The 26252-nt window shown below is 61.7% G+C and carries 29 protein-coding genes, 1 tRNA gene and 1 pseudogene; 21 read left to right on the top strand and 10 right to left on the bottom strand.

Features of this window, described 5'->3' with window-relative positions; all coding sequences use genetic code 11:
• Nucleotides 1-115 precede the first annotated feature (115 nt).
• Both NKJ01_RS20160 and NKJ01_RS20155 read left to right on the top strand, forming a co-directional pair.
• Complete coding sequence (locus NKJ01_RS20160) at nucleotides 116-919, top strand: alpha/beta fold hydrolase (RefSeq protein ID WP_352730395.1); 804 nt, start codon at nucleotides 116-118, stop codon at nucleotides 917-919.
• A 113-nt stretch (nucleotides 920-1032) separates the two neighbouring features.
• Complete coding sequence (locus tag NKJ01_RS20155) at nucleotides 1033-1650, top strand: hypothetical protein (RefSeq protein ID WP_352730393.1); 618 nt, start codon at nucleotides 1033-1035, stop codon at nucleotides 1648-1650.
• Here the strand turns inward: NKJ01_RS20155 and NKJ01_RS20150 are convergent.
• Nucleotides 1634-2563, bottom strand: coding sequence for a metallophosphoesterase family protein (locus NKJ01_RS20150; RefSeq protein ID WP_023760646.1), 930 nt, complete (start codon nucleotides 2561-2563; stop codon nucleotides 1634-1636). The two genes, NKJ01_RS20155 and NKJ01_RS20150, sit on opposite strands and share 17 nt — an antisense overlap.
• A 53-nt stretch (nucleotides 2564-2616) precedes the next feature.
• Between NKJ01_RS20150 and NKJ01_RS20145 the strand changes: the two genes are divergently transcribed.
• Nucleotides 2617-3114 carry an NUDIX domain-containing protein gene (locus NKJ01_RS20145; RefSeq protein ID WP_352730391.1) on the top strand — a complete coding sequence of 166 codons (498 nt, stop codon included), beginning with the start codon at nucleotides 2617-2619 and terminating at the stop codon, nucleotides 3112-3114.
• Nucleotide 3115: 1 nt separating this feature from the next.
• Here the strand turns inward: NKJ01_RS20145 and NKJ01_RS20140 are convergent, their stop codons facing one another.
• Nucleotides 3116-4105, bottom strand: coding sequence for a glutathione S-transferase family protein (locus NKJ01_RS20140; RefSeq protein WP_352730389.1), 990 nt, complete (start codon nucleotides 4103-4105; stop codon nucleotides 3116-3118).
• 275 nt (nucleotides 4106-4380) lie between these two features.
• Between NKJ01_RS20140 and NKJ01_RS20135 the strand changes: the two genes are divergently transcribed.
• The 6 genes from NKJ01_RS20135 to NKJ01_RS20110 all read left to right on the top strand — a co-directional run bounded on the left by NKJ01_RS20135 (nucleotide 4381) and on the right by NKJ01_RS20110 (nucleotide 9202).
• Nucleotides 4381-4914, top strand: coding sequence for a GNAT family N-acetyltransferase (locus NKJ01_RS20135; RefSeq protein WP_352603584.1), 534 nt, complete (start codon nucleotides 4381-4383; stop codon nucleotides 4912-4914).
• A gap of 62 nt (nucleotides 4915-4976) precedes the next feature.
• Nucleotides 4977-5738 (top strand): 3-hydroxyacyl-CoA dehydrogenase, encoded by a 762-nt coding sequence (locus NKJ01_RS20130; RefSeq protein ID WP_023760642.1) that lies wholly within the window; start codon nucleotides 4977-4979, stop codon nucleotides 5736-5738.
• 6 nt (nucleotides 5739-5744) lie between these two features.
• A complete protein-coding gene (locus NKJ01_RS20125; protein WP_352730387.1) occupies nucleotides 5745-6920 on the top strand; it encodes a CaiB/BaiF CoA transferase family protein in 1176 nt (391 codons plus the stop codon).
• A gap of 35 nt (nucleotides 6921-6955) precedes the next feature.
• Nucleotides 6956-7744 (top strand): HugZ family pyridoxamine 5'-phosphate oxidase, encoded by a 789-nt coding sequence (locus tag NKJ01_RS20120; protein WP_352730383.1) that lies wholly within the window; start codon nucleotides 6956-6958, stop codon nucleotides 7742-7744.
• A 145-nt stretch (nucleotides 7745-7889) separates the two neighbouring features.
• Nucleotides 7890-8234: an ArsR/SmtB family transcription factor gene (locus NKJ01_RS20115; RefSeq protein WP_023760638.1), complete on the top strand. Its 345-nt coding sequence runs from the start codon at nucleotides 7890-7892 to the stop codon at nucleotides 8232-8234.
• Between the two features lie 164 nt (nucleotides 8235-8398).
• Nucleotides 8399-9202: a TrmH family RNA methyltransferase gene (locus NKJ01_RS20110; protein WP_352730381.1), complete on the top strand. Its 804-nt coding sequence runs from the start codon at nucleotides 8399-8401 to the stop codon at nucleotides 9200-9202.
• Between the two features lie 2 nt (nucleotides 9203-9204).
• Here the strand turns inward: NKJ01_RS20110 and NKJ01_RS20105 are convergent, their stop codons facing one another.
• Together NKJ01_RS20105 and NKJ01_RS20100 are read right to left on the bottom strand one after the other, a co-directional pair.
• On the bottom strand, nucleotides 9205-10335 hold the full coding sequence (locus tag NKJ01_RS20105) for a coiled-coil domain-containing protein (RefSeq protein WP_352730380.1): 1131 nt from the start codon (nucleotides 10333-10335) through the stop codon (nucleotides 9205-9207).
• Nucleotides 10336-10582: 247 nt separating this feature from the next.
• Nucleotides 10583-11119, bottom strand: coding sequence for a DUF1134 domain-containing protein (locus tag NKJ01_RS20100; protein WP_352603636.1), 537 nt, complete (start codon nucleotides 11117-11119; stop codon nucleotides 10583-10585).
• Nucleotides 11120-11531: 412 nt separating this feature from the next.
• Here NKJ01_RS20100 and chpT point away from each other — a divergent pair, with 412 nt between their 5' ends.
• Both chpT and NKJ01_RS20090 read left to right on the top strand, forming a co-directional pair.
• Nucleotides 11532-12161 (top strand): histidine phosphotransferase ChpT, encoded by a 630-nt coding sequence (chpT, locus tag NKJ01_RS20095; RefSeq protein WP_352603601.1) that lies wholly within the window; start codon nucleotides 11532-11534, stop codon nucleotides 12159-12161.
• A 238-nt stretch (nucleotides 12162-12399) separates the two neighbouring features.
• On the top strand, nucleotides 12400-12804 hold the full coding sequence (locus tag NKJ01_RS20090) for a response regulator (protein ID WP_023760633.1): 405 nt from the start codon (nucleotides 12400-12402) through the stop codon (nucleotides 12802-12804).
• A 106-nt stretch (nucleotides 12805-12910) separates the two neighbouring features.
• Here NKJ01_RS20090 and ctrA read toward each other — a convergent pair whose 3' ends face one another.
• On the bottom strand, nucleotides 12911-13606 hold the full coding sequence (ctrA, locus tag NKJ01_RS20085) for a response regulator transcription factor CtrA (protein ID WP_006203583.1): 696 nt from the start codon (nucleotides 13604-13606) through the stop codon (nucleotides 12911-12913).
• Nucleotides 13607-14057: 451 nt separating this feature from the next.
• Between ctrA and NKJ01_RS20080 the strand changes: the two genes are divergently transcribed.
• A complete protein-coding gene (locus tag NKJ01_RS20080) occupies nucleotides 14058-14435 on the top strand; it encodes a flagellar export protein FliJ (protein WP_023760632.1) in 378 nt (125 codons plus the stop codon).
• Between the two features lie 104 nt (nucleotides 14436-14539).
• Here NKJ01_RS20080 and NKJ01_RS20075 read toward each other — a convergent pair whose 3' ends face one another.
• The gene (locus NKJ01_RS20075; RefSeq protein ID WP_352730377.1) at nucleotides 14540-14938 is read right to left on the bottom strand and encodes a winged helix-turn-helix transcriptional regulator; all 399 of its coding nucleotides are present in this window, start codon (nucleotides 14936-14938) and stop codon (nucleotides 14540-14542) included.
• A gap of 90 nt (nucleotides 14939-15028) precedes the next feature.
• Between NKJ01_RS20075 and NKJ01_RS20070 the strand changes: the two genes are divergently transcribed.
• Nucleotides 15029-15955 carry an NADP-dependent oxidoreductase gene (locus tag NKJ01_RS20070; RefSeq protein ID WP_352730375.1) on the top strand — a complete coding sequence of 309 codons (927 nt, stop codon included), beginning with the start codon at nucleotides 15029-15031 and terminating at the stop codon, nucleotides 15953-15955.
• A 224-nt stretch (nucleotides 15956-16179) separates the two neighbouring features.
• Nucleotides 16180-16611, top strand: a complete 432-nt coding sequence (locus tag NKJ01_RS20065; protein ID WP_352730373.1) for a hypothetical protein — start codon at nucleotides 16180-16182, stop codon at nucleotides 16609-16611.
• Between the two features lie 197 nt (nucleotides 16612-16808).
• Here the strand turns inward: NKJ01_RS20065 and sciP are convergent, their stop codons facing one another.
• Entirely contained in the window at nucleotides 16809-17084 is a 276-nt protein-coding gene (sciP, locus tag NKJ01_RS20060; protein ID WP_013529904.1) for a CtrA inhibitor SciP, read from the bottom strand.
• A gap of 309 nt (nucleotides 17085-17393) precedes the next feature.
• Here sciP and mnmA point away from each other — a divergent pair, with 309 nt between their 5' ends.
• Entirely contained in the window at nucleotides 17394-18584 is a 1191-nt protein-coding gene (gene mnmA / locus NKJ01_RS20055; protein ID WP_023760628.1) for a tRNA 2-thiouridine(34) synthase MnmA, read from the top strand.
• Between the two features lie 81 nt (nucleotides 18585-18665).
• On the opposite strand, the gene NKJ01_RS20050 is transcribed toward mnmA, so the two are convergent.
• On the bottom strand, nucleotides 18666-19625 hold the full coding sequence (locus NKJ01_RS20050) for a Gfo/Idh/MocA family protein (protein ID WP_352730371.1): 960 nt from the start codon (nucleotides 19623-19625) through the stop codon (nucleotides 18666-18668).
• A gap of 239 nt (nucleotides 19626-19864) precedes the next feature.
• On the opposite strand from NKJ01_RS20050, the gene NKJ01_RS20045 reads away from it, so the two are divergent.
• Both NKJ01_RS20045 and NKJ01_RS20040 read left to right on the top strand, forming a co-directional pair.
• A tRNA-Met gene (locus NKJ01_RS20045) sits at nucleotides 19865-19941 on the top strand.
• A gap of 174 nt (nucleotides 19942-20115) precedes the next feature.
• Nucleotides 20116-20370, top strand: coding sequence for a GDCCVxC domain-containing (seleno)protein (locus NKJ01_RS20040; RefSeq protein WP_352730369.1), 255 nt, complete (start codon nucleotides 20116-20118; stop codon nucleotides 20368-20370).
• Here the strand turns inward: NKJ01_RS20040 and NKJ01_RS20035 are convergent.
• Both NKJ01_RS20035 and NKJ01_RS20030 read right to left on the bottom strand, forming a co-directional pair.
• A pseudogene (locus NKJ01_RS20035) lies at nucleotides 20347-21623 on the bottom strand (MFS transporter). The gene NKJ01_RS20040 and the pseudogene NKJ01_RS20035 overlap by 24 nt on opposite strands.
• A 3-nt stretch (nucleotides 21624-21626) precedes the next feature.
• Nucleotides 21627-22367 carry an MBL fold metallo-hydrolase gene (locus NKJ01_RS20030; RefSeq protein ID WP_352730367.1) on the bottom strand — a complete coding sequence of 247 codons (741 nt, stop codon included), beginning with the start codon at nucleotides 22365-22367 and terminating at the stop codon, nucleotides 21627-21629.
• Nucleotides 22368-22437: 70 nt separating this feature from the next.
• Between NKJ01_RS20030 and NKJ01_RS20025 the strand changes: the two genes are divergently transcribed.
• From NKJ01_RS20025 to NKJ01_RS20010, 4 genes are all read left to right on the top strand, one after another.
• The gene (locus NKJ01_RS20025) at nucleotides 22438-23106 is read left to right on the top strand and encodes an ArsR/SmtB family transcription factor (protein WP_352730365.1); all 669 of its coding nucleotides are present in this window, start codon (nucleotides 22438-22440) and stop codon (nucleotides 23104-23106) included.
• A 36-nt stretch (nucleotides 23107-23142) separates the two neighbouring features.
• A complete protein-coding gene (locus tag NKJ01_RS20020; RefSeq protein ID WP_352730364.1) occupies nucleotides 23143-23292 on the top strand; it encodes a hypothetical protein in 150 nt (49 codons plus the stop codon).
• Nucleotides 23293-23431: 139 nt separating this feature from the next.
• Nucleotides 23432-24073 (top strand): response regulator transcription factor, encoded by a 642-nt coding sequence (locus NKJ01_RS20015; RefSeq protein WP_352730362.1) that lies wholly within the window; start codon nucleotides 23432-23434, stop codon nucleotides 24071-24073.
• A gap of 568 nt (nucleotides 24074-24641) precedes the next feature.
• A partial coding sequence (locus tag NKJ01_RS20010) for a hypothetical protein (protein ID WP_352730360.1) occupies nucleotides 24642-26252 on the top strand: 1611 nt, incomplete at its 3' end.

Raw genomic sequence — 26252 nt, 5'->3', positions numbered from 1 at the left:
AAGTCTGTCCGCGACCGTACAAATCGCGAAAATTTTACTGGCTTCGTGTTGACTAGGAGCAATCCAGTCACAATTGGTGTTCCGCATCCTGATAACAGCAAAAAAATCAGCATTCATGACCGCATCGCTTTTTGTCGCCGAACAGGGTGCTGGCTCGAAGGCCATTGTCCTGCTGCATGGTTTCGGCGGTTGCCACGATGTCTGGCGCGAGGTGATTTCCTCCCTGATGCCTGCCACCCGCACGCTGGCCTATGATCTGCCGGGACATGGGCTGTCGCTCGATTTTCCGTCGGCCGGTCCGGCCAAGATGGCGGCAAGGGCCGTGCTCGCCGATCTCTCGCAGCGTCGCCTGAGGCGCTTTCATCTCGTGGGCCATTCGATGGGCGGTGCGGTGGCAGCGCTGATGGCGCAGGCCGAGCCCGAAAAAGTCGCCTCGCTGACGCTTCTGGCGCCGGGCGGCATTGGCCCGGAGATCAACGGACCATTGTTGCGTCGCTATGCCGGTGCAGCGGATCGGTCCGAGATCCGGGCCTGCCTCGTCGCCATGTCGGGACCATCAGCCCGGCCGCTCGATCACATCGTGGACACCCTCTGGGAAATGCGTAGGCGAGCCGGCCAGTTGGAAAAACTCATCGAGATCGCAGCCGCCATGACCAAGGACGATCGCCAAGGCGTTATCCCGCATGATCGCCTCGGCGGGCTGAAGATGCCGGTGATGGTAGCTTGGGGAACGGACGACGCGGTGCTGCCCTTTGCCCAGGCGGATGATCTGCCGGCGCATTTTCATGTGCACCATGTGCTGGAGGCCGGCCATATGCTTGCCGAGGAAGCCCCCGACCTCGTCGCCGAGATTATTCGCCGCAACACCAACCGCCGCGCCGCGCCGCGTCGCCAGAAATTCGCCGCAGCGGCCAGCTGATCTTTTTCGCGCACGATAGGCTTCGTCCGCGCCTCTATCCTCTCCATCTCGCAGTGCATTTTGCCGGCGGCTGTGTTAACCCCGTGTTAACCAAACCCGCGAGGCAAACGCCGATGAAGGAAGCAGGCGAGAAGACCAACGATCAGTCGAAGAAGCTATCCGATGCCATCCGCGATGTGAAAAATGCCTTCGCCGACCGCGATGACGTCGTCGTCGATATGCGCGAGGCGCATCGCATGCGCCTTGATCTGCTTGCCGCCGAGCTGGCGCCGGTTTTTGCCGATGTTCCGGCCGACATGGACAATTTCGACTTTGTCGTCTCGTCCGGCCTGCAGCCGCGCCTGTGGATCGACGCCGTCAGCCATGTTGCTATGGGACGCGACCGCCGCACCTATCGCTTCCTTAAGGACACCCGTATCGGCCGGATGGTGCTTGCCGAATCGACCGAGATGAAGACGGCTGCCGATGCCGTGACGCGCTATGTCGCCGAGCGCATCGTCGAGCGTCAGAGGATGATGGAAGGTGGGGTCGAGCCGGCTGTCGCCGGCATGAAACGGGCCGATGTAGCGGAAGCCGAACCGCCGCTGCGCGCAGCGACGAGCGGCAACGGCTGGTCGACCTTTCTGTCCGGGCTTGGCCTGATCGCCGCCGGTGCCCTGGTCGGCCTGGTGGTATCGGTCGTCTTGTTGTGGGACCGTCTCGTCACCATGATTGTCAGCTTGCGGCCATAACGGCTCCGGGCTCCGCGCCAAGCTCAAGCGTCTGCAGATCGGATGGCGGTATGGACGGCCCGGTCAGGCCGCGGCGCGTCAGCCGGATCCGCCAATTGCCCTTTTCGCCGTCGATGTCGAACAGATTGTACTGCGCCGCTGGGGGCTTGCCGCCCGGTGCCTGGCCTGCGGCAGCAACGCCGACCGCCGGAATCCTGACGCCTCGACCGCCGATGAAGAACAGCGACGGCAGATGCGAATGGCCGTGCAGGACAAGTTCGGCGCCATGGCGCCGAATGATCTTGTGAAAGCGGGCGATGCCGAACAGCCGCTTGTGCTGCGGGACCGCGCCGCGCACCGGCGGATGGTGGATCATGATGGCGCGAAACAGCCCCTGTCGGCCCGTGGCATCAAGCAGCTTGCGGAGCCGCTCCGCCTGGCCTTCCATGAAGAAGCCGTTGGCCATGAAGGGTGCCGTGGCGCGCGCCGTCGAGACGCCGATCAGCGCGACGTCGCCGCGCACCCGCAGATAGGGAAATGCGTTGCGGTCGACAGGCGTGTTGATGCCGTCGCCACTCATCCAGGCCGCCCAGGATCGGCAGACCTTGTCGAAGGCGCCCGGCACATAGGCGTCGTGGTTACCTGGAACGACCGAAACGTCATGCGGCGGCCCCAGCGTCTCCAGCCAATGCCTGGCCATCTCGATTTCGCCGTCGAGCGCCAGATTGACCAGGTCGCCAGTGACGGCGAGGTGGTCGGGCGTGTTCGCCTTGATGTCGGCGACGATCGTGTCGATGACGGCATCATGCATGTGGCGGCGGCGGTTGCGCTGCCAGTTGACATAGCCAAGCACGCGCTTGGACGCGAGATCGCGATAGGATACATCGGGGAGCGGCCCCAGATGGACATCGGAAATATGCGCGAGCCTGAACATTTCTCCTTCATATGCGAGGCGCGCCCCGCTTTCCACCTGCGGTTTGGCTGGTGATGAGGAGTGATCCCGAAAAGGCCTTTCGCCAGACTGGCTGGGCGGGTCTGAGGGCCAGGCTGTTCCATCTCTATTTCGTGCTGCGGCGCCCTATGACGCTTGGGGTGCGCGGCCTGATCCACGACACCGCGTCCAATTCCGTCTTCCTCATTCGCCACACCTATGTTCCGGGCTGGCAGCTTCCCGGCGGCGGTGTCGAAGTGGGCGAGACGCTTGCCGAGGCGCTTGCACGTGAACTGGCCGAGGAGGGCAACATCGCGCTGACCGCCCCGCCGGTGTTCAAATCCATGCATTTCAACCGCCACGCCAGCCGGCGCGACCATGTCGGCTTCTACGTCATCGAACGCTTCAGCCAGACGGCACCCAAACTTCCGGACCACGAGATCGCCGACGCCGGCTTCTTCCCGCTCGATCGCCTGCCGCAAGGAACGACACCTGCAACGCTGCGCCGGATCGCCGAGGTTTTTGGCGGCGAGCAGCCCTCGCCCCACTGGTAGATCAGGCCGCCGCCTTGTTGAACCGCGCCCGGTCATGCCGTGCGGCATAATCCAGTTTCGGCCCGACCGGCACGATCCGCGTCGGATTGATCGTTTCGTGGCTGCCGTAATAGTGCGCCTTGATGTGGTGCAGGTTCACGGTCTCGGCGACGCCAGGGACCTGGTAAAGATCGCGCAGATAGTTCGACAGGTTTGGGTAGTCGGCTATGCGACGCAGATTGCACTTGAAATGGCCGACATAGACCGGGTCGAAGCGCACCAGCGTGGTGAAGAGCCGCCAATCAGCTTCCGTGAGACGATCGCCGACGAGATAGCGTTGCTTCGACAGCCGGCCTTCCAGCGCATCGAGCGCAGAGAACAGCTCTCCGAATGCTTCCTCATAAGCGGCCTGCGTGGTGGCGAAGCCGGCGCGATAGACCCCGTTGTTGACTGCGGGATAGACCAGTGCATTGACCTTGTCGATTTCGCCGCGCAGCGCGTGCGGATAGAAATCGAGGCCGGCATCACCCCATTCGTCGAAGGCTGAATTCAGCATCCGGATGATTTCGGAAGATTCGTTGGAGACGATGGTCTGCTCCCTCTTGTCCCACAACACCGGCACCGTCACCCGGCCTGAATAGACGGGATCGGCCTTGGTATAGATCTGGTGCAGGAAGTCGAAGCCGTAAAGCGTGTCGCCAGTGGCGCCGTCCTGTGCCAGGAACGTCCATCCATTGGCGCCCATGAAATGATGCACCACCGACACTGATATTACGTCTTGCAGCTTCTTCAATGCGCGAAAAATCAACGTCCGGTGCGCCCACGGACAGGCAAGCGAGACATAGAGATGATAGCGGCCGGGCTCGGCCTTGAAGCCGCGCGTTCGGCCTGCGGCCGGCGCCCCGTCAACAGTGATCCAGTCGCGCCATTGCGATTGCGTCCGCACGAACCTGCCGCCGTTGTCCGTCGTATACCGACGATCCTGCCACTTGCCTTCGACCAGCAATCCCATGCAAATCTCCTTGTCTCTCGCCATTGCATGTAGGCACAGGGTTGCCCCGTCTAAGATGTCAGGTGCTGAACAGACCGTCACTTGGCCGAAACTGCGGACAGAAACGGCCGATTGCAGCGGCGGGAAATTGGTGCTAGCGGACAATCCGCATGTTCGACTTTGCTTTAATCCGGTTTGACCGACGACGAAAGGGCGCCCGCGCTTGATGAAGCGCTGACTGGCGCATGCTGCCGTTTGCAGCAAACCTTTCCTCATTCTACCGGATCGCAAAGACCATGAGCCTTGCCGACGTGAAATACCTGCCGGAAACCCCGGCGCACAACCCCCAGATCGAAGCCATCAACGACGAAGCCTTCGGGCCCGGCCGCTTTGTGCTGGCCGCCTACAAGATCCGCGAAGCCGGAGGGCACGAACGCTCGTTGTCCTTTGTCGCCGTCGACGGCGACATTGTCGTCGCCTCGGTGCGCATGACCCGCATCGCCGCCGGCGCCGGTCGCGCGCTGATGCTCGGGCCGCTTGCTGTGCGGCCGGCCTTCAAGAATCTCGGCATCGGCCGCCGGCTGGTGGCGATCGCGCTGGAGGCCGCCGCGAAGACCGGTGCGCCCGCGGTCATGCTGGTCGGGGACGAACCGTATTACGGTCCACTCGGCTTCAAACGGATCCCGCGAGGCCAGATTTCGATGCCGCGCCCTGTCGATCTTGACCGCTTGCTGTCGCACGAGATCGTGCCGGGCGCGGTCGCCAGGCTCTCGGGCGAGGTCTGCCACGCCGATCAGGCCAGGATTGCCGCGCTCGCGGCGATGGCTTGACCTTCCCCATCGATCTGGCGCCTGATCCGTCCCACTGTTCCTGAGATAAAAAGGATGACGCCATGAACCCGAACGGCCAGATCGCGATCGTTACCGGTGGCGGCTCCGGCCTTGGCGAGGCAACGGCGCGCGCGCTGGCTGCCAAGGGCGCCCGTGTCGCCATCTTCGACGTCGGTATCGACCGCGCTGCCAAGGTCGCGGCCGAGATCGACGGCATTGCCGTGCAGTGCGATGTCAGCAGCGCCGACAGTGGGACCGCCGCATTCGTCGACGTCGCCGAAAGGCTTGGCGAGCCGCGGATCCTGGTCAATTGCGCCGGCATCGCCATTGGCGTGAAGACGATCGGCAAGGATGGTCCCCATCCCCTCGATCAGTACCGCAAGGTGATCGAGGTCAATCTGATCGGCACGTTCAACATGATCCGCCTCGTCGCCGAGCGCGCGTCAAAGCTCGAGTCGCTGCAAGGCGGCGAGCGCGGCGTCATCGTCAACACTGCCTCTGTCGCTGCCTATGATGGCCAGATCGGCCAAGCGGCCTATGCGGCCTCCAAGGGCGGCGTCGTCGGCATGACGCTGCCGGTGGCGCGCGATCTTGCCCGTTCCGGCATCCGCGTCTGCACCATCGCGCCCGGCATCTTCAAGACGCCGATGATGGCCGGCATGCCGCAAGAGGTGCAGGATTCGCTGGGCGCCGCCGTGCCCTTTCCGTCGCGCCTGGGCGAACCATCCGAATATGCCGCTCTCGCCCTGCACATCATCGAAAATCAGATGCTGAACGGCGAGACCATCCGTCTCGACGGCGCCATCCGCATGGCGCCGAAATAGACGGACATGAGCACCGGCCCGTCCGCTGCCGGCAAGACCGGCCCGCTTGTCGGGCTGAAGGTGATCGAAATGGCCGGGCTGGGCCCCGTGCCGCTGGCCGGCCTGATGCTGTCGGAGATGGGCGCCGAAGTGCTGCGCATCGAACGGGCGGGGATCAGCCAACCGCCCCTGTCGCTCCCGGATGAGTACAACATCGATCGCCATGGCCGCGCCATACTGCGTCTCGACCTGAAGCGCCGGGATGGCGCCGATCTGATGCTACGTCTGGCCGAAAAGGCGGACGTGGTGCTCGAAGGATTTCGCCCCGGTGTCATGGAACGGCTTGGCCTCGGCCCGGAAGCGATGCTGGCGCGCAACCCGGGGCTGATTTACGGCCGCATGACCGGCTTCGGCCAGGACGGCCCGCTCGCCGGCCGCGCCGGCCACGACATCACCTATCTCGCCTATTGCGGCGTGCTGCACGCGATCGGCCACGCCGACAGCCGCCCCGTCCCGCCGCTCAACCTGGTCGCCGACTATGGCGGTGGTGCCATGATGCTGGTTTCCGGTCTGCTGGCTTCCCTGTTCCAACGCTCGCGCACGGACCGGGGCGAGGTCGTCGACGCCGCGATGGTCGAAGGCGCCTCGATGCTGGCGGCGCCCTTGCACGCTTTCACCGCGGCCGGGTTGTGGAGCGAAAAGCGCGGCGCGAACCTGCTCGATTCCGGCGCCCCCTTCTACGACACCTATGAGACATCAGACGGACGCCATATCGCTGTCGGTTGCCTCGAGCCGCAATTCTTCGCCGAATTCGCCAGACTGCTGCCTCTCGACGACCACCTTGTGTCCGGTCAGTACGACAAGACACTGTGGCCGCCGATGCGCGCGGCCATCGCCGATCGGGTCCGGCAGAAATCGCGCGACGACTGGGACCTGCTGTTTGCCCAAACCGACGCCTGCGTTGCGCCTGTCCTGTCGCTGCATGAGGCCAAGGAGCACCCACACAATCGGGCGCGCAATGCCTTCGTGACCGCGGGTGCATTTGAGCGCCCTGCCCCAGCGCCGCGTTTTTCCGGCTCACAGCCGACACCGGCGACCAAGCCTGCCGACAGCGATCTCGCCCCGTCGACGGTGCTGGCACGTTTCGGGTTTTCGAAAAACGAGATCGACGAGCTTGTCAAATCCGGTTTGTTCGACAGATAATTGGAGAAAGAGAATCCACTTATTGCGGTGATGCCATGGACGAGCCGAAGAAGGACGTGATCCGTGAGACGGACGCCGAAGCGATCCGGTTGGCGAAGACGCTTCTGCGCAACGCCCGCTTTGGCGCGCTGGCGGTGATCGAACCGCAAACCGGCTCGCCGCTGGCCAGCCGGGTCGGTGTGGCCACCGACATCGATGGCGCGCCGCTGATCCTGGTGTCGATGCTCTCGGCGCACACCGGCGCCATGCTTGCCGATCCGCGCTGCTCCCTTTTGCTTGGCGAACCCGGCAAGGGCGACCCGCTGGCGCACCCGCGCCTGACACTGGTCTGCAAGGCGGCACGGCTCGAGCACGGATCAAGCCAACACGCCCGCGCTGAGCGCCGTTATCTCAACCGCAATCCCAAGGCGAAACTTTATGCCGGTCTTGGCGACTTTTCGATCTTTCGCCTCGAGCCGCAACGCGCCAGCTTCAACGGAGGTTTCGGCAAGGCCTATCATCTCGATCAGTCGGATCTGCTCACCAGCGGGCCGATCGTCGAGGAACTGGCGGCGAGCGAGCAATCCGCCATCGATCACATGAACGCCGACCATCTTGACGCGATCGCCGTATATGCCCGGCATTTCGCGACAGCATCCGGCAGCGGCTGGACCGTTACCGGTTTCGATGCCGATGGTATGGATCTGATGTTGGGCGACCACGTTTGCCGGGTCTTCTTCCCACAACCATTGGCCGCAGCGCGCGAACTACGACACGTTCTGGTCGAAATGGCCAAGGTTGGCCGGGCCTCGGCCGATACCGGGACTGGCCTTAATTTTGCTTGATTAAAAGCAACACTTGAGATTTAACTGAAATGCTCTACCTTTTGTTGGCGGCGCTGAATCGCCAGCGCCGGTTCACAAGTGAGTTTATGGAATCAGACGCCATTGCCCCCATGGCGTCGGGATGAACAAGAAGCATGGGGCATCAATGGTCTCGACAAAGCTAATCGTCAACGCGGAATCCGCGGCCGAATTTCTCATGCTGATGGGCAATGAGAAGCGGCTGTTGATCATGAGCTATCTTGCCGACGGTGAAATGTCGGTCGGCGCCATCGCCGAGAAGGTGATGCTCAGTCAATCGGCACTATCCCAGCATCTGGCCAAGTTGCGCGCGCTCGACCTCGTCGACACCCGCCGTGACCGCCAGATGATTTACTATTCCTGCAAATCCGACGCCGTGCGCGAACTGCTTGTCATGCTGGACGGCATTTTCGGCAGCGGCAAGGATGACTTGTCCCAGATGGCGCACCGTTTGCGCCGGGCCGGAACCTGACCGTGCTGTAGCCGCTGACCTCGCCGGCGATTTCAGAGCAACCTGCGCCCACCCGGGCGCATGGAGCTGGCTGACCGTCCCGAATTGTCGCATCGTGCTTTCCACACCAAAGGCTAGCGCAGGGAACACGGTCCGGATTTCCGGCCGATGGCTGCGAGGAACGCATGGATCCCATTCGCATCGACGACCCGCAAGATCCGCGCGTCGCCGCCTATCTCGACATCCGTGAGCGCGATCTCGCTGGCCGGCAGGGCCGCTTCGTCGCCGAAGGCAAGGTGGTGCTGGACCTGCTGCTCTCGGCCGGACGTTTTGGCGCCGAATCGGTCCTGGTTCTGGAGAACCGGCTGGCCGGCCTCGGCGACATCCTGCGCAAGGCGCCGGCCGACCTTCCGGTCTATGTCGCCACCGGCACGGTGATGGACGCAATCGCCGGATTTCACATGCATCGGGGCATCCTGGCCATAGGCCGCAAGGGTACGCCCCAGTCTGCCGAGGGCCTGATGGATGCCCTGCCGGCCGCGGCGCTTGTCGTCGTGCTCGTCGGCATCGCCAATCATGACAATATGGGTTCGATCTTCCGCAATGCCGCCGCCTTTGGGGCCGACGCCATACTGCTGGATGCGACATGCTGCGATCCGCTCTACCGCAAGGCGATCCGCGTTTCGGTCGGCGCCGCGCTCAAGATCCCTTTCGCATCGTTCACCGACGCCGCCGGCTTCACGGCAATGCTCGCCCGGCGGAACTTCGAACAATTCGCACTGACGCCGCGCGGACAGACCGACATCCGCGATGCGCAACGGAGCGAACGCCTGGCGCTCTATCTTGGCACTGAGGGCGAAGGCTTGCCGGAAAGCCTGCTCGCGCGCTTGCACACCGTGCGGATCACCATGTCGGAAGGTTTCGACAGCCTGAATGTCGCAGCCGCATCAGCCATCGCTCTGCATCATTTTTCGGCAAAAGAGACCTGATTTCAACTTGTCGCGTCAGCCTTCTGCAGCGCCCGCACGCGGTCGGCAAGACTGCGGTTGCCGGAGCGTGCATCCGAAGGGGCCGCCAAGGCCTTGGCGATCGGCGAACCAGGCCCCTCGAGCTTGGCCGTCAGGTGGACGACCTCCGCCGCGAGTTCGTTCATCTGCTCGCGCAGGGCGGAGCTGCCGTCCGCGGGATTGGACGCGGCCAGCGCCGTGAGATCCGCCTTCAGACGCTTGTTCTCGAGCGCCAGCGCCGTCAGCCTCGCCTCCAGGCGCTCCCGGTCGCTGTCAAGCTTGGCGATTGCTTTGTCGAGGTCGTCGCTCTTGGCGGTTTCGCCGGCCTTGCCGACCAGCCGCAAGCCCGGTTCGCTGTCTTCGGCTTTCGATTTTTCGCGCATGCGCGCCAGTTCCTTTTCGCGGCGGTCAAGCTGGTCCTCGCGGTCGGCAAGTGTCGCCAGCAGCCGTTCGACCTTCTTGTCGAGCTCAGCGGTCCTTTTCTTCTCGGCTTTCAGCGCTTCGCGTGCTGCCTTGCTTTCGGCCGCGATCTCCTGGCCGCGCCTGTCCGCCTCCTTGCGCTGACCGCGCAGCAGCGCAATGTCGCTGGCGAGTTTCTGCATTTCGGATTCGCGCGCGACGAGCTCGATCTGCCGGCTGCTGGAGGAAAAACTGGCGTCGTCATACATCTGCTCCAGTTTTTCCAGCTCGAGCGCGCGTTTTTCCAGCTTGCGTTCGGTTTCCTTGAGTCGCTCCGAAAGCTGCTGCAACTCGCTCTCGCGTTGATGCAACGCCTCGTTCTTGGCGCCGAGTTCAGTCAGCGCCTGGTTCTTGTCCATGCGCTCGACCGCCAGCCCCTTCAGGGCCTCGCGACCGCGATTGATCTCCACGAGTTGTTCAGCTGCCTTCTCGCGCAACGTCTTGGCGATGATTTCGAGGCGGCGTGTCGACATGGCGTACTCGGCGCGGATGCGATCCTTGTCCGCCTGGATTTCGGTTTGCGTCAGAGGGATCGAGGCTTCGATACGCTTGCGCGTCAGGGTGACGGCGCGACGCCATATAGCCGGAGCCACCATAAGCGCCAGAAAGCCGGCGCAGAGAAAGCCGAGGACGAAGAACAGGACCGACTGGACCAAGTGACTACCCGTTGTGGACGGCAACCATCAAACCAATGCATGTCGCCCAAACGTGGGAACCGGTTTTGGGAACCGACATGCAACAAGATAAAACAAAAGCGCCTCGAGCGCCTTTGACTGTGCCACGTTGACATGGCGGAAATCCAGCGTTGCGGCAAGGGTTTGCCGCAACGCTACCGGTTTTACGCATGTCGCCCAAAGCGGCCCCGGTTTTGGGAGAACGACATCCATAGGCCAAAGAATAGGCTCAGAAAGGATTCCAGGTAGCGCGCTCGGTAAGCTTCAGATAGCCGAGATTGATGCCGAGCCGGGCGCCGACGCCGGTACGGATCGGCACCAGCAGCACATTGTTGTTCTTCAGCACGTTGAAGCCGACGCCTGCCACCACATAGGCCGAACCGGCGACACCGCCATAGCGGTTGTAGAGACTGCCCACATCGTCGAGATTGTAGACCAACATCATCACCCGCGACCCTTCGCCGCCGAAATCCCAGCCGAGCGACGGGCCTTGCCAGAATACTTTGTGATCGCCGGCATTCTTGGTGTAGAGCGTGCCTTCGCCATAGGTCAGGCCGCCGATCAGCGCGCCCGAGCCCTCTTCGCCCAGCAGATAGCCATTGGGCAGGCCGTAGGAAGCAAAGATCTTCTCGATGACCGTGGCGAGCCCGCCCGATGTCGCGCCGAAAAACTTGTGACCGGAATCGACAATCTCCTGAGCGGTATATTCCTGGGCCCGCAGGGCCGAAGTCGAGAAAACGAGAACGCCCATGAGCGCAATCGCCATTGAGATGACACGGACAAAAGTCCGGTCGCGGACGCGGAAAAAATTGCGGCCATAGAATCGGGAAAACATGCTTCCAATCTCCGTCAGGGAGCACTTTCGCCGACGCCTCGCACCCCGTACGGCTCTTTTAGCCGGCCGTTAGGGGTAACTGTTACGGGCAAACTATGCCGTAATCCTTTTTCAACCATTAAGCTCCCACATGAACATGGCGGTTCAAAGGCTGTTTGGGGTCGCTCAAGTGGGGTCGGCAGCCTGTGTGAACGCCATTTGCCATAGCCACAATTTGGATTTGTTGCTGCACGCACGGGCGCTGTGTATTCAGAAAGTCCGAGGAGAGAGCGTGATTCGTGCGGGCAGGCGACGATCGATCGCTCGGCCGTGAGTTACAAAAATTTTGCAGGGATTTTCGCCGATGTCCGATCTGTTCACCCTTTCCGCACCCGACCTGGCAGCGCTTTTGTGCAGCCGGGTCTGCCACGACATCATTTCGCCGGTCGGCGCGATCAACAACGGGCTCGAACTGCTCGACGAAGGCGGTGCCGACGAAGACGCGATGAAGTTGATCCGTCAGAGTGCCCGCAACGCTTCGGCCCGCCTGCAGTTCGCCCGCATCGCCTTCGGTGCCGCCGGCTCGGCCGGCATGCTGATCGATACCGGCGATGCCGAAGCGGTCGCTTTCGCCTTCCTCAAGAACGAAAAACCGGAACTGACCTGGAACGGAACCCGCGCGCTGCTGCCCAAGAACAAGGTTAAGCTCCTGCTCAACCTGATCCTCGTCGCCAACGCCGCCATTCCGCGCGGCGGCAAGCTCTCCGTGACCCTGGAGAATCTCGAGACCGAGCCGCGCTTCGCGCTTGCGTCGAGCGGCCCGATGTTGCGCGTGCCGCCGAAATTCCTCGAGCTGCATTCCGGTCATAAACCGGAGGAACCGATCGACGCCCATTCCGTGCAGCCCTACTACACGCTGCTTCTGGCGCGTGAAGCTGGCATGACGATATCGATCCATGCGACACCGGAAGAGATCGTGCTTTCGGCGGCCTGATTGCGTCGTCGAGAAACCGAAGTATTTTGCCAGAGAAAGCTGTAGTTTCGGGCTCGACGACATGAAATGCTTTTGGTTGCCAAGGGCGCAGTGAAGCATTCGCGAATAAAAGCCAGCAGCCGCCATCTTTGCAAAAAATTTTACCTAACGCCTTTTCGGCTTCTTTACCAGATTGGCCCATGCTGCGTCTGGATGCCCCGGATGCTACCGGACGGCCAGACGGCAGAGAGGACCGGATATGAAACGCTGCATGTTCGTCGACGATTCAAGCGTCATCAGGAAGGTTGCAAAGCGCATCCTGGGCGGCTCCGAAATGGTTATTATCGAGGCCGCCAGCGGACTTGACGCGCTGGAGATGTGCGCCGCCGATATGCCCGATATCATCGTCGTCGACGGCGCCTTGCCTGACATAGCGGCGGTTGATCTCATCCGTCGCGTGCGTGCCATGGAGAGCCCGATAAAGCCGCAGATCCTGGTTTCACTGGTCGAGCTCGATATCGCTTCGATCATGCGGGCCAAGCGCGCTGGAGCTCAGGGCTATCTTTTGAAGCCGTTCAACCGGTCGCAATTGCTCGAGCGTTTTCGCGCCTTGAGGATCGCGCCTGATTCGGTCGCAGTGAGCGTTTCCAGGAAAAGTGCGTGACGGGATTCAGCTTGTAATTGCGTAAATCAGACGCTTATCAGCCAATCACGCAAAAAACCCGGCAAAGCCGGGTTTTTTATTGAATAAGTTCGAAAGTATTCTTCGCTCAGGCGCTGACGCGGATGTCCTCGGGTTCGCGCAGCACATAGCCGCGGCCCCAGACCGTCTCGATGTAATTCTGGCCGCCGGATGCCGCATCGAGCTTTTTGCGCAGCTTGCAGATGAAGACGTCGATGATTTTCAGCTCAGGCTCGTCCATACCGCCATAAAGGTGGTTGAGGAACATTTCCTTGGTCAGCGTCGTACCCTTGCGCAGCGAGAGCAGCTCCAGCATCTGGTATTCCTTGCCGGTCAGGTGCACGCGCTGGCCGCCGACTTCGACGGTTTTGGCATCGAGATTGACCACCAGGTCGCCGGTGGTGATGACCGACTGGGCGTGCCCCTTGGAGCGCCGCACGATAGCATGAATGCGGGCGACCAGTTCGTCCTTATGGAACGGCTTGGTCATGTAGTCGTCGGCGCCAAAGCCGAGGCCGCGTACCTTGTCCTCGATACCGGCCATACCGGAGAGGATGAGGATAGGCGTCTTTACCTTGGAAAGACGAAGCGTTCTCAACACCTCGTAGCCCGACATGTCAGGCAGGTTGAGATCGAGAAGGATGATGTCGTAGTCGTAGAGCTTGCCTAGATCGACGCCCTCTTCACCGAGATCGGTCGTGTAGACGTTGAAACTTTCCGATTTCAGCATCAGCTCGATGCTTTGTGCGGTTGCACTGTCATCTTCTATCAGCAGAACACGCATTTCATTCCCCTTTTCTGCTGCCGGACCATTTCACGACCCGTCCGGACCCGGAGCAGTGGTTGCCTTGTGCCGAGGCTGCCATTAAATGGTTAACAAAACCTAATTTCCCGCCCATGACGGTACCAGATTTTTTAACCTCTTTCTACACCCTCTTGAATCCAATAACGAATCTCAGAACCAAATTCCTAATGCAACACATCAACAATCTGGACTAAGTGACTCCAGGGACTCATCGACGTCGCTTCGCATCGGCGGCCGGAATTTTTACCCGGCCTTAAGTCCTGACCCGTATGATTAACAATGCCCGTAAACGAATGGTTACCGCCGGCAAAAAACTTTAGGGTTTTGTTTCCCATAGTTCGGGGAAAGGCGGTGGACACGGGTGCGGCCTGGGCCCTTCCAGGTGGTTTGGACGATAGATGCGGGTGTGCGTTTCCGGGAGTACCGAATCATGAAGTCACGTGAAAACCTCGTTCGACTGAAACAGTTTCAGGTGAATGAGAAGCGGCGGCAGCTGCTGCAACTCGACATGATGATCGCAGAGTTCGAACGCATGGCCGTCGAGCTGGAGCTTCAGATCACCGCTGAAGAAAAGAAGGCCGGCATCACCGACATCAACCATTTCGCCTATCCGACCTTCGCCAAGGCGGCGCGTTTGCGCCGCGACAACCTCAGAAATTCGCAAAGTGACCTCGCTCAGCAGCGAAGCACTGCCGAATCATTACTCGGCGAAGCTGAAGCGGAGCTTTCCAAGGCGGAAATGCTCGAGTCGCGCGACACCAAGGTCCGCGAAGCCGAGATCGGCGGCCGCAGTGCCATGATCGGCTGAAACTGCCCTGCCGCTCTCTGCATTAGCGCTTGCCGCCTGGCGGGGCGCAGGATCTCGACTTCCAGGCCTTGGCGGGGAAACTTGCCAAGAGTACTGCAAGCCACCTAGGCGGCCCAGTCCCTTTCGCTTCCGGCAATTGCCTTTGCCCGCGCATCCTTGATGTCCGGAGCATGCTGCTCCGCCCATGACCGGATCTGGGTAAGCAGCCCCGCCAGATTCTGGCCGAGATCCGTCAGTTCATATTCGACGCGCGGCGGGATGACCGGGAATATCTCGCGCCGCACCAGTCCATCACGCTCGAGAACGCGCAACGTCTGCGTCAGCATCTTCGGCGTGATGCCTTCGAGCTTGCGCGCAAGCTCGCCGTTGCGCAGCCGGCCTTTGCGCAGCGCGCAAACCACCAGATAGACCCATTTGCTGGCGAGCATTTCCAGCACGGTGTGCGATGGGCACGTTCGCCGGAACGCATCATAGCCGAAACCGTGGTCGTCATCACTATCCATGGGGTTCGTATATATCATGAAGGTACATACTAGACAAGAAGCCATTACCATCCAAATGATAGTGACGCCAACCAAACAGGAGATATCCCAATGCGCGCCGCTATCCAGAATTCCGTCGGCGGACCCGACGTTCTCTTCGTCACCGACCAGCCCAATCCGACGCCAAAGGCAGGCGAAGTGCTGGTCCGGGTCAAGGCGGCCGGCATCAATCCGGTCGATGGTGCCGTTCGAGCCGGCTACTTCCCATTGCTCGGCGAGCCGCCCTTTATCCTGGGGTGGGATATCTCGGGAACTGTTGAAGCGCTGGGCGCCGGCGTTTCCGGCCTCCGGATCGGCGACGAGGTGTTCGGCATGCCGCGCTTTCCCAAACAGGCGGCGGCCTATGCCGAACTGGCCGCTGTGCCCGCCGATGAAATCGCGCTGAAGCCGAAGGGCGCCGACCATGACCAGGCAGGCGCCCTGCCGCTGGCAGGCCTCACCGCCTGGCAGGGCCTGGTCCGTCATGGCGGGCTGAAATCGGGCCAGCGCGTGCTGGTTCACGCCGCAGCCGGCGGCGTCGGTCACCTCGCGGTGCAGATCGCCAAGGCGCGCGGTGCTTACGTCATCGCCACCGCCAGCCCGCAAAAACTCGACTTCGTCCGCAAACTCGGCGCCGACGAGGTCATCGATTACACCAAGGGCGATTTCACCGACCATGTTCGCGACATCGATCTGGTGCTGGACCCAATGGGCGGCGACCACGCCGAACGCTCGCTGAAGGTGCTCAAGCGTGGCGGCGTGCTGGTGTCATTGCTCGATGTCAACGACGACACCAGAGCGCAGGCCGGCGTGCGCGATATCCGGGTTGAGCGTATGTCGGTCGTGCCCGACAAGGAGGGCCTGCTGGAATTGGCTCGCTTGATCGATGCGAACAAGCTCGCCGTCCATGTGGCGAAGAGCTTCCCGCTTGACCAGGCGGCAGCTGCTCACGCTCTCCTTGCGACCAAGCCGATCGGCAAGGTTGTGCTGTCGATCTGAGTTCCACGGGCTCGCTTCGAAAAAACAAGGGGCGCGCGTCGGCGCCCCTTGTGGCGAAACACCCGCGGCGCGATCGTTTCGCTCGACCGTGACGCGAGATCCGCGATGTTGAAGGAGCAGATACGCGCCCGCTCGGTCATACGGGAATAACCAATTCGAGCAGTACCTCTTATCGCTCCTTAAGGTTTTTAGTCCAAGTTACCGAAGTAGGTGCTGAGGAATACTTGGACTCCTGGATCTTGGGACAAACCGTGGAACATTCTGGCGGCGTCGAGGAAAAGCGCAGATGGGTTCGAAGGAACGTCAATTTCCTTGTTCGCCTCATCTTTCCGTCACATGGCTTGCGCGAGGTACAGAGCGCCAATTTCCGCATGCTGGACCTGTCCGAGGGTGGAGCGGCGCTGTATGTTGGCAGCTTTTCCGGCAGGCCGGATTACTTTTACCTGCAATTTGGCGATGATAAATCCGAACTCGTAAGCTGTTATCTGGTTCAAAGAACACAGCACGCGCTGAGTTGCCGATTCACCAGTCCCCTGCCAACCGCACAGATCGACGCTATCATCGCTCAGAAAGAGATGGACCTCACCATCGAAAGTCTCTTTTCGGAGACGAAAGAGGATTTGGTCGACAACTTTCTTGGCTCGTTTGTGACGTAATCTCGCCATGCCCGATCGCCGTGCGCGGCTTTCGCCTCGCACTTTCAAGAAGAAGGGCGCGATAAGAAGAAGCGCACGATCACGTCTCGCCCTCCGCAGGTCGGCGAGCACGTCCATGCAGCGAGAAATCGAGAACGGCGAAAAGAAGCGGTTGCGCCGCCCCTTAACTCACGATCACCGTTCCTGAAGCGAATTTGCTAATGTCGGTATTGCTGGATGCGCGTCGTGCGCAGCCCGGCAAGGCCATATTCGTCGATCGACGCCTGCCAGGACAGGAATTCCTCGGTGGTGAGCTTGTAGCGTTGGCATGCCTCGTCCAGGCTCAAGAGCCCGCCGCGCACTGCCGCAACCACTTCCGCCTTACGCCGGATAACCCAGCGACGTGTATTCGTCGGCGGCAGATCGGCAATCGTAAGAGGGCTGCCATCAGGCCCAATAACATATTTGACTCTCGGTCTAACCAGATCGGTCATCGTACTCTCTACAAAAAACTCAAAGACCCAATCCCCGCCACGTTACCGCCACAGCTTTAAAAATTGCCTAAGCAGACCCTAATGACTAGGTAAGGATCATGAACGCCGCGTTAGTCTTTTTGCCGGCATTTGAACCATCTGCCCGCAAACCCTGGTTTGCCGGGGAAGAAATCATGGTTCACCGGGGAAAAGCATCCCCTCGCGCGGATCGATCGCAGCCAGTGAATCGCCCCGCACGCTGGCGCGCCGGTAAAGCTTGACCTACATTCTCGACATTGGCATTGAGACGCCGCGTAGAACGAAAGCATCATGAACAGTCTCGATCTTCCCGGACGTCCCGAAACCAACCGCATCGTCGTCGCCATGTCGGGCGGTGTCGATTCATCGGTCGTCGCTGGCCTGCTGAAGCGCGAAGGCTATGATGTCGTCGGCGTCACCTTGCAGCTCTACGACCATGGCGCGGCGACGCATCGGGCCGGCTCGTGCTGTGCCGGACAGGACATCGACGATGCCCGCCGCGTCTCCGAGACGCTCGGCATCCCCCATTATGTGCTCGACTATGAAGAGCGCTTCCGCAAGGCGGTCATCGATCCCTTCGCTGAAAGCTATGTCGCCGGCGAGACGCCGATCCCTTGCGTTTCCTGTAACCAGACGGTGAAGTTCGCCGACCTCCTCGCCACCGCCAAGGAGCTTGGCGCCGATGCGCTGGCCACCGGCCACTACATCCGCTCCGGCGCCAACGGCGCCCACCGCGCGCTCTACCGGCCGGTCGACGCCGACCGTGACCAGAGCTATTTCCTGTTCGCCACCACGCAGGCGCAGATCGATTATCTGCGCTTTCCCCTCGGCGGCCTGTCCAAGCCGCAGGTTCGCGCCATTGCCGAGGAGATGGGGCTGACGGTTGCTGCCAAGCAGGACAGCCAAGACATCTGCTTCGTGCCGCAGGGCAAGTATTCCGACATCATCGCCAAGCTGAAGCCGACCGCCGCCAATCCAGGCGACATCGTCCACATCGACGGCCGCGTGCTCGGCCGCCATGAAGGCATCCTGCGCTATACGATCGGCCAGCGCCGCGGCATCGGCATTGCTTCCGGCGAGCCGCTCTATGTCGTCCATCTCGATGCCGACCGCGCCCGTGTCGTGGTCGGCCCGCGCGAGGCGCTGGAGACGCACAAGATCTATCTGCGCAACATGAACTGGCTTGGCGACGGACCGCTCACGGACGTCCCCGCCGGCGGCCTGGAGCTGTTTGCCAAGGTTCGCTCGACGCGACCGCCGCGCCCGGCCGTGCTGCATCATCGTGCCGGCGCCACATGGGTGGAACTGGTCGACGGCGAGTCCGGCATCGCGCCGGGCCAGGCCTGCGTGCTCTACTCCGATGACGGCAATGAGGCCCGCGTGTTCGGCGGCGGCTTCATCGAGCGTTCGGAGCGTGGCGCCGAGGCCGAAGCCATGCTGACCCGGCTTGCTGCCCAGCCAGCGCAGGTCCCCGCCGAATAGGGGCTCCGTCCTCTCGGAGACCGTTTCGGAAGCGCAGAAAACGCCACTCGATGGCCGCCGGAGTAGAATCTCCAAACGATCTCAGGATTTGGTGTGCGTGACGGTGCCCGCTGTCAGGATGCGCAGCACCCTGATCGCTTCCTCGCCGCTGGTGCGCGGCTCGGCACGGGTCTCGATGCACTGGATGAAATGCTCCAGCTCGCGCGTCAGCGGCATGCCCTGGCCAACCGCGACGTAGGACGGCTCATTGGTGGTGAACGCCCATTGGCCGCTATCCTGCCACACCGCGTGGCGGTAGACGGCAAGCTTGCGCTCCCATGGCTCGACATCGTCGAACACCGCCATCGCCTTGGTGCCGACCACGGTCAGCCGCCGCTCGCGATAGGGATTGAGCCGCGAGGTGAAGAGATGGCTGCGCAGTCCGTTGGGAAAGCGCATGTGCAGATGCGCGAAGTCGCTGAGATTGTCGAGCAGCGCGGCCCCCTCGCCGCGCACGTCGATCGGCTCGGTGCCGGTGATCGCCAGGATCATCGACAGATCGTGCGGCGCCAGGTCCCACAACGCGTCGTTCTCGGTGTGGAACTTGCCGAGGCCGAGCCGGTGCGAGTGGATGTAGCGGACTTCGCCGAGCTCGCCCTTGTCGATCAGCCCTTTCAGCGTCTCGAAGGCGGGATGGAACCGAAGGACATGGCCGACCATGAAGACGCGGCCATTGTCCTTGGCCGCCTGCACCGCACGTTCGGCATCCGGCACCGTCAGCGCGATCGGCTTTTCCACCAGCACGTCCTTGCCGCTCTCGACGGCGCGCACGGCAAGATCGGCATGGAATTGCGGCGGCAGTGCCATGACGATGGCGTCGATATCGTCACGGACGAGCAGCTGGTCCGGCTCGACCGCCAGGCAATCCTGCTCGCTGGCAAAGCCTTCGGCACGGGCCCGGTTGGCGTCGGAAACCGCGTGCAGCGCGCCGAGCGCCTTGAGGGTGCGGATGTGGTTGCTGCCCCAGTATCCGCAACCAAGGACTGCAATGCGCGGCTTCATCTGTTTCAAACTCTAAAAACTCGTGGCCGAGACATAGCGACGTGCCCCTGCGAACTCAACCCCGGCGGCGGCAACCAAATGTCTGCGCGGCAAAGCTTTTCGATAATGACGATAAGCCGGCAAGCCGGTTGTTTCGAAGCTTGACAGGCTCGCCCTCCCAACCTTATATCCGCGCGACCTTGGCGAACGCCCCGACATGCCTTTCGATTTGAGGCGGATTTCGGGCCTTTCGCCGCCCTGGCGGGGTAGCTCAGTTGGTTAGAGCACGGGAATCATAATCCTGGGGTCGGGGGTTCAAGTCCCTCTCCCGCTACCATCACAATCTTATAACTATCTGCATATTTTCTGGCACGAGTGTGAGCGAGTCCATGAGTTCGCCGCCGGTCGACCACCTGCTTGAAGGGAGTGTCTCGGTTTGGAAATTTGACCGCGCCGTTTTCGCATCCGGTCCCGATCTCCTATATGCTTAGCGCAATGCGCGGGAGTGGCAATGAAGCTTGAGAGCACCCTTACTTGCCCAGAATGCGGGCATCAGTCTGTGGAAACGATGCCGACCGACGCCTGCGTTCACTTTTACGAATGCAAGAACTGCGGCGTGCTCTTGAAGCCCCTGGCGGGTGATTGCTGCGTTTTCTGCTCATATGCCGATCTGCCATGCCCGCCGCGTCAGGAGAATGGCCGTGCCCATCGCCGCCGGCAAACGCCCGCTCCTCTTCAAAATTCAAACCGAGACGCCGGAAGATGACGGCTGACCGGAACCCCTGGCGGCCTCCTGCATCACGATGGCGACAATCGCGCCAGAGACAAACGTCAATGCGGCGATCGATGTGATCGCCCATGAGAGGCCGAAGCGATCGGCGATGAGGCCTGCGGAGAGCGCCCCGATCGCGTAGCCGAGATCGCGCCAGAACCGGTAGACGCTGAGCGAGCGGGCGCGCCAACTGGGATGCGAAGCGTCGGAAACGGCCGCGATCAGACTTGGATAGACCATTGCGGTTCCAAGGCCGAGCAGAAGGCTGCCGACAAGCCACCATTCGAACCGGTTCGTGGCCGCGGTGAGAAACAAGCCGCCGGCCTGGATCCACATTCCAGCGACGATCAGGCCCTTGCGACCCCAGCGATCGCTCAAGGGGCCGGTGACGATCTGCAGGATTCCCCATGTCGCGGGATAGACCGCCTTCAGGATGCCGATGCGCTCGATGCCAAGTCCGAAGGACACGAAGAACAACGGGAAAATACCCCAGCTCATGCCGTCGTTGAGGTTGTTGACGAGGCCGGCTTGCGAAGCCGCGAACAGATTGCGGTTCCGGAACGAGGTCAGCGCAAACACCTCCCGGAAGCTGATCGGCGCGGATTGCCGTGCGTGAGCGGATACCTCAAGCCTGAGATGGTCGCGTGTGTCGCGGATAGCAGCACCGACAACACTGTGCCGACGACGGCATAGCCGATCCCGAGATAGATCGGTACCGGGCGCAATCCGTATTGCGAGGCAAGATAGCCAGTCAAGAACGCGGTTACGCCGACGGCGAGGTAGCCGGCGAATTCATTGAGGCCGACGGCGAGGCCGCGCGACTTCGGACCGACGAGATCGACCTTCATGACCACCGTCATCGACCAGGCGAGTCCCTGATTGATGCCGAGCAGCGCATTGGCCGCAATCACCCATCCCCAGCTCGGGGCCCAGATGATCATGAACGGAACCGGCAAGCCGACGAGCCAGCCGAGGACGAGAACGCGCTTGCGCCCCCAACTGTCGGCGAGTTGGCCGGAGACGAGATTGGCAAGCGCTTTGACCACGCCGAAGCTGACGATGAAGGAGACGACCAGTGTCGTCGACGTGATGCCGAACACTTCCGACCCGATGAGCGGCACGACCGTTCGCTCGATCCCGACCATGCCGCCGACAAACGCATTCACCAGCATGAGGAGAGCAAATTGTCGCCAGTTTTCCCTAAGCCCAAGTCTGACCGTCGAGCCTGTTGACTGCGAAACGCTCATCGGTCAGGCGGCAGCGGCAGCCAAGCCGGCATTAGCGGCGCGGTTGCGCGCCGCTTGCGACGGCGGGGGCGGTATGTCTGCGATCATCGTGGCGACGAAAGCGTCCTCGTCCTCGATGCGGAACGCTTTGTTGAAGCGCCTCTCGAAGCCGATCGTCGATGTCGGCTTGCCACTGAGCGAGCGCCCGCAGACCGAGCCGGAGTAGGCGCCCGGCAGCACCTCGACGTGATCCGGCAGTTGCTTGAGGCGCCGTACGCTGGAAAACAGCGTCCGCGCGCCGGCCTCCGCGCTGGTTGCCAGTTCGGTTCGCCCGAGGTCGCCAACCATGAGCGTGTGGCCTGTCAGCACGAACCATGGCTCCGCCGCGCGCGTCCTGTCGGTGACCAGGAGCGAGATGTGCTCCGGCGTGTGCCCGGGCGTGTGCATCACGGTCATGGTCACATTGCCGAGCTCGAGCACCTCACCGTCCCTGGCACGCAAAAACGGGAACCCGGCTTCCGCGCCTTCGAAGAGCACGTATTGCGCACCCGAAGCGGCGGCGAGTGAGCGCCCGGCGGAAAGGTGGTCGGCATGAATGTGCGTGTCGACCACGTAGAGGATACGCATGCCGGTTGCCTCGGCAACTTCGAGATAAGCCGCGATGTTGCCGACCGGATCGACGACCGCGGCGGCGGATTTTCCACCGCAGCCGAACAGGTAAGATGCTGCAACGGGATCGGAATGGAGGAATTGACGGAGGATCATGACTTGCGCGCCCTACCTCGCCCGAGATATTATTCAATTATTCTGCAGAATGTTTCACTGAGAAGATCGCATGTCAAGCATCGGGCCAAAACAGGCGATTTTCGCCAGCCTTGCCGAAGTGGCTCAAGCTCTCGGGCATGCACACCGGCTGGAATTGCTTGAGCACCTCGCCCAGGGTGAACGCAGCGTCGAGGGGCTTGCGGCACGGGCGGGCCTCAACTTCGCCAACGCCTCGCGCCACCTTCAAATTCTTCGACGCGCGCGACTTGTCGAGGCGCAGCGGCACGGCAAGCATGTGCTTTATCGACTTGCCGGGGATGCCCAGGTGGTTGAATTGATGAAGGCCCTGGGGCGCGTGGGCGAACGAAACGTCGCCGAGGTCAACCGCGTGATGACGGACTACTTCCACGCTCGCGACGCACTGGAGCCTGTGTCGCGCGGAGACCTTGTCTCAAGGCTGCATGACGGCCTTGTCACGGTTCTCGACGTCCGCTCGGAGGACGAATTTGCGCTCGGACATCTTCCGGGGGCGCTCAACATCCCGCTCGCTGAACTCGAGCGCCGGCTGGCGGAGCTTCCCGCGAACCGGGAGGTCATCGCCTATTGCCGTGGTCCCTATTGCGTTCTGTCGTTCGAGGCCGTCGCGGCATTGCGGATGCGAGGGTATGTCGTTCACCGGCTCGAGGACGGCTATCCCGAATGGAAGGCTGCAGGCCTTCCAGTTGAGGCAGCAGTCTGAAGTGGTCCCGCGTCCAAAGATCTTTGGACGAACAACATGACGCCGCCAATTCCGCGATCACCGCTGCTTGAGCTGAAGGACTATTGGGCGGAGTCCGTGTTTCAGGTTGAAAACATGCTGCGTGAGGCGCGGCGGCAGAAAGGCCTGCGGCCTCTACCCGTGCCTGGCGCGCCCGCGCCGGCCTGAAAGACACGGTCATTATTATAGCAGTCACTATATTAGTGTTTACTTGACAATACGCATGAGCTCTGGTTTCGTGGTTTTAACGGGTGTTTAACCAAGTTCGTTGCGTTTTTTCGGTCGGTGTTGGTCGGGCGGTGTTGGTATGTCGACTTTGGTTATCGCCGACCCGCGGGGGGTGTATCTCGCCGGTCTGGAGTGGGTGTTGCAGAAGGCTGGACACGATGTTGTCGCCCAGTGCCGCCGCCCTGTCGACGTGGTTCCTCACGTGGAGCGCCATCGGCCAGACATCGTCATCGTCGGCTTGGATATGGCGGATCCGGAGACGACCGGTCTTTCGGCCCGGCTGAAGGCCTGCAACAGCGCTCTCGGCATCATCTTCATCGTCCAGCCGGCCGGCAGGATCGACATCAAGGACATACAGGCGCTCGACAGCGACGGTCTGGTGCTGGAGGGCATCAGCCACCGCTATCTAATCGAATGCGTGAGCGCGGTGGCGACAGGCAAGAAATGGATCGACAACAAGATCGTCCAGCAACTGCTGATGCCGGAAACGCAGCCCGAGCCGATGTCCAGGCTGACCGGACGGGAGACTGAAATCGCCGATCTCGTCTCGCGCGGGTTGCGCAACAAGGCCATCGCCCAGCGGCTGCACGTATCCGAAGGCACGGTGAAGATGCACCTGCACCACGTCTACGAGAAGCTGCGCCTCGGCGGCCGGGCGGAGCTGGCCTGGATGGCGCATGGCAAAGAGGCCGAGCGTCCAGGCCGAACCGGCCTGATCTGACCATCGCTTTCGACTGACATCGACATGAAGCCGCCAACAGGCCGGAAAGCCGCCTGACGGCAATGCCGTGGAACCGCCGGCCTGATCTATCGAAGGATATATATCGTTCGATCAGGTACGGCCATTAACCCCAATACTACCGAAGCGGGAATGGACGCGCCCTCTGCGTCGGCGGCACACTGAGGCATGGGGACGCAATCCATCACGCGACCGTATGCACTGGGGTAACCGATCGGGATCCGAGACGGATCTCAAATGAAAGAAGCCGACATGGTTAATTCTGAGCGGAGGCGTACAGGCAGTCATGCCTGTTGGGGAAGAGGGGCGGGGTTAGTATGCCCTCATCATTGATACTTGGCGCCCGCCGTTGGTGGGTAGCCGATGCGCGTAGGACGCATCCCCCGAGAAATGCCTGACGGGGCACGGAGCGGGGGCGCGGCGGCCCCTTCAACACCCTCTACCCCGAGTCAAACCACTCACTCCAGTTTCCATTAACGATGGCGCGTAGCGCTGGCCTGCCGGCGGATGCGCGCCCTTGCGCCTGCCGCACCTTTGAGAGGAACAGACAATGGCACTGACCATCAATGTTTTCGGAAGCACGAAAATCGACGAAACGACTGGCTTGCAGGATAATGACGTCTTGCTGGCCAACGTACCGTCGAATGTATCGACCGCGTTCACCAACGCGGGAGTCAACCTCGCGAGCGCAATTCAAATCGCAGGCGGCGGGGGCGATGATCTCAGCGTCACGTCTGACTCGGGTTTCACCGTCAATGGCCTCGGCTTCGTCGACGCGACCAACGGTGCGCTCGACGGGGATGCCAGCGGGCTTCTCACCCTCGAGGGCAGGCAGATCTTCCTCTACGCCGACCCCAATAACGACAACGTCGTCCTCGGCAGGGAGGGCACCGTCGGGGGGGTGGCAAATCCAACCGGCGACATAGTGTTTGCGGTCTATCTCGAAGAGACCACGACCAATTCATTGATCACCGGCGGCAAGTTCTGGACCGTGCTCTTCGAGCCGCTGAAGCACACGGACAACAACAACGATCACGATTTCACTGCCAATCTCGACGACCACCTCAAGGTCGCGGCGATCCAGTCAACGACCTTCTCCTTCGACAATGCGCCATCGGGCGCCAACGAGTTCTTGATGTTCGGCAACAACCCCGCGGGCGTCAGCACCAGCGGCATCGTGGTGACCGGGCGCGCCCCCGACCCGAACACCGAGGACAATGACCATTCAGGCGACACGGTCAGCAGCAGCCAAGCCGGACCCCACGCGACGATTGGCGTGAACGGCCAGCATCTCGCGCCGGGCAATGGCATGAATTTCACCTTCGTGAATAATCCGGCTGAAGATTTCACGGTAGCCCCAAACTCCGATCCGCACTTGCCCGAAGGTCTCAACGCAACGGAGGCCGACCACGAAGGCAATATCCAGTTCAGCGGCTATACCACAGGTGTCACCTCGGCCTCGTTCACGGTCGCTCAGGTCAATCCGACCGGTAACGCCGTCACAGTCAAGATTTCCGCCTTCAATGACCATGACGGCGTGGCCGAAACAGGTACAAATTTCGTCGAGGGATTTGGTGATGACGATGCGGTCAACATCACCCAGGTCAAGGTCAATGGCGTTATCGTCGCTGCTAACCTCACCGGCGATACCGCGGTCGTCTCGGGTGTCGTGAACGGGGATGTTGTCACCTACACCACCACCAGCGCCCACACTCGGGTGCTGATCGAAAACGTCCAACCCGTGAAGGGAGCGGGTTCGAACATCACCCTCGACATCGGCGGATTCACGATCTTGAGCAGCCAGGCCGCGAGCGAGTTTGCCGGCACGCAGATCCAGTTCGACGATGACGGGCCGACGATCACCGCTGTGGTGAGCACCGCCTCGGTGCGCCACGACGAGACCGCCGGGGTGCAGGGCGACACCGATGTCGACGGCGCGGCGATCGCCTTCGGCGCGACAACTGTCGCGAGCCTGTTCACCAACGTGCCGTCACCGGGCGAAGATCCGGATGTGCCGGGCACCGGCGCGATCGGCTTCGCCCGCAGCTCCGCTTCGTTGCTGACCGTGACCGGCAGCGCCGGGGCCGACGGGCCGGCGGCGCAGGAGCTCAGCTATGCGCTGAGCGTGGTCAACGGCACCGACTCTGGGGTGGAGACCACC

Source organism: Mesorhizobium sp. M0276 (genome assembly GCF_040321755.1).
In the GTDB taxonomy this organism is placed as follows: domain Bacteria; phylum Pseudomonadota; class Alphaproteobacteria; order Rhizobiales; family Rhizobiaceae; genus Mesorhizobium.
This window is presented reverse-complemented; position numbering and strand designations above follow the sequence as displayed.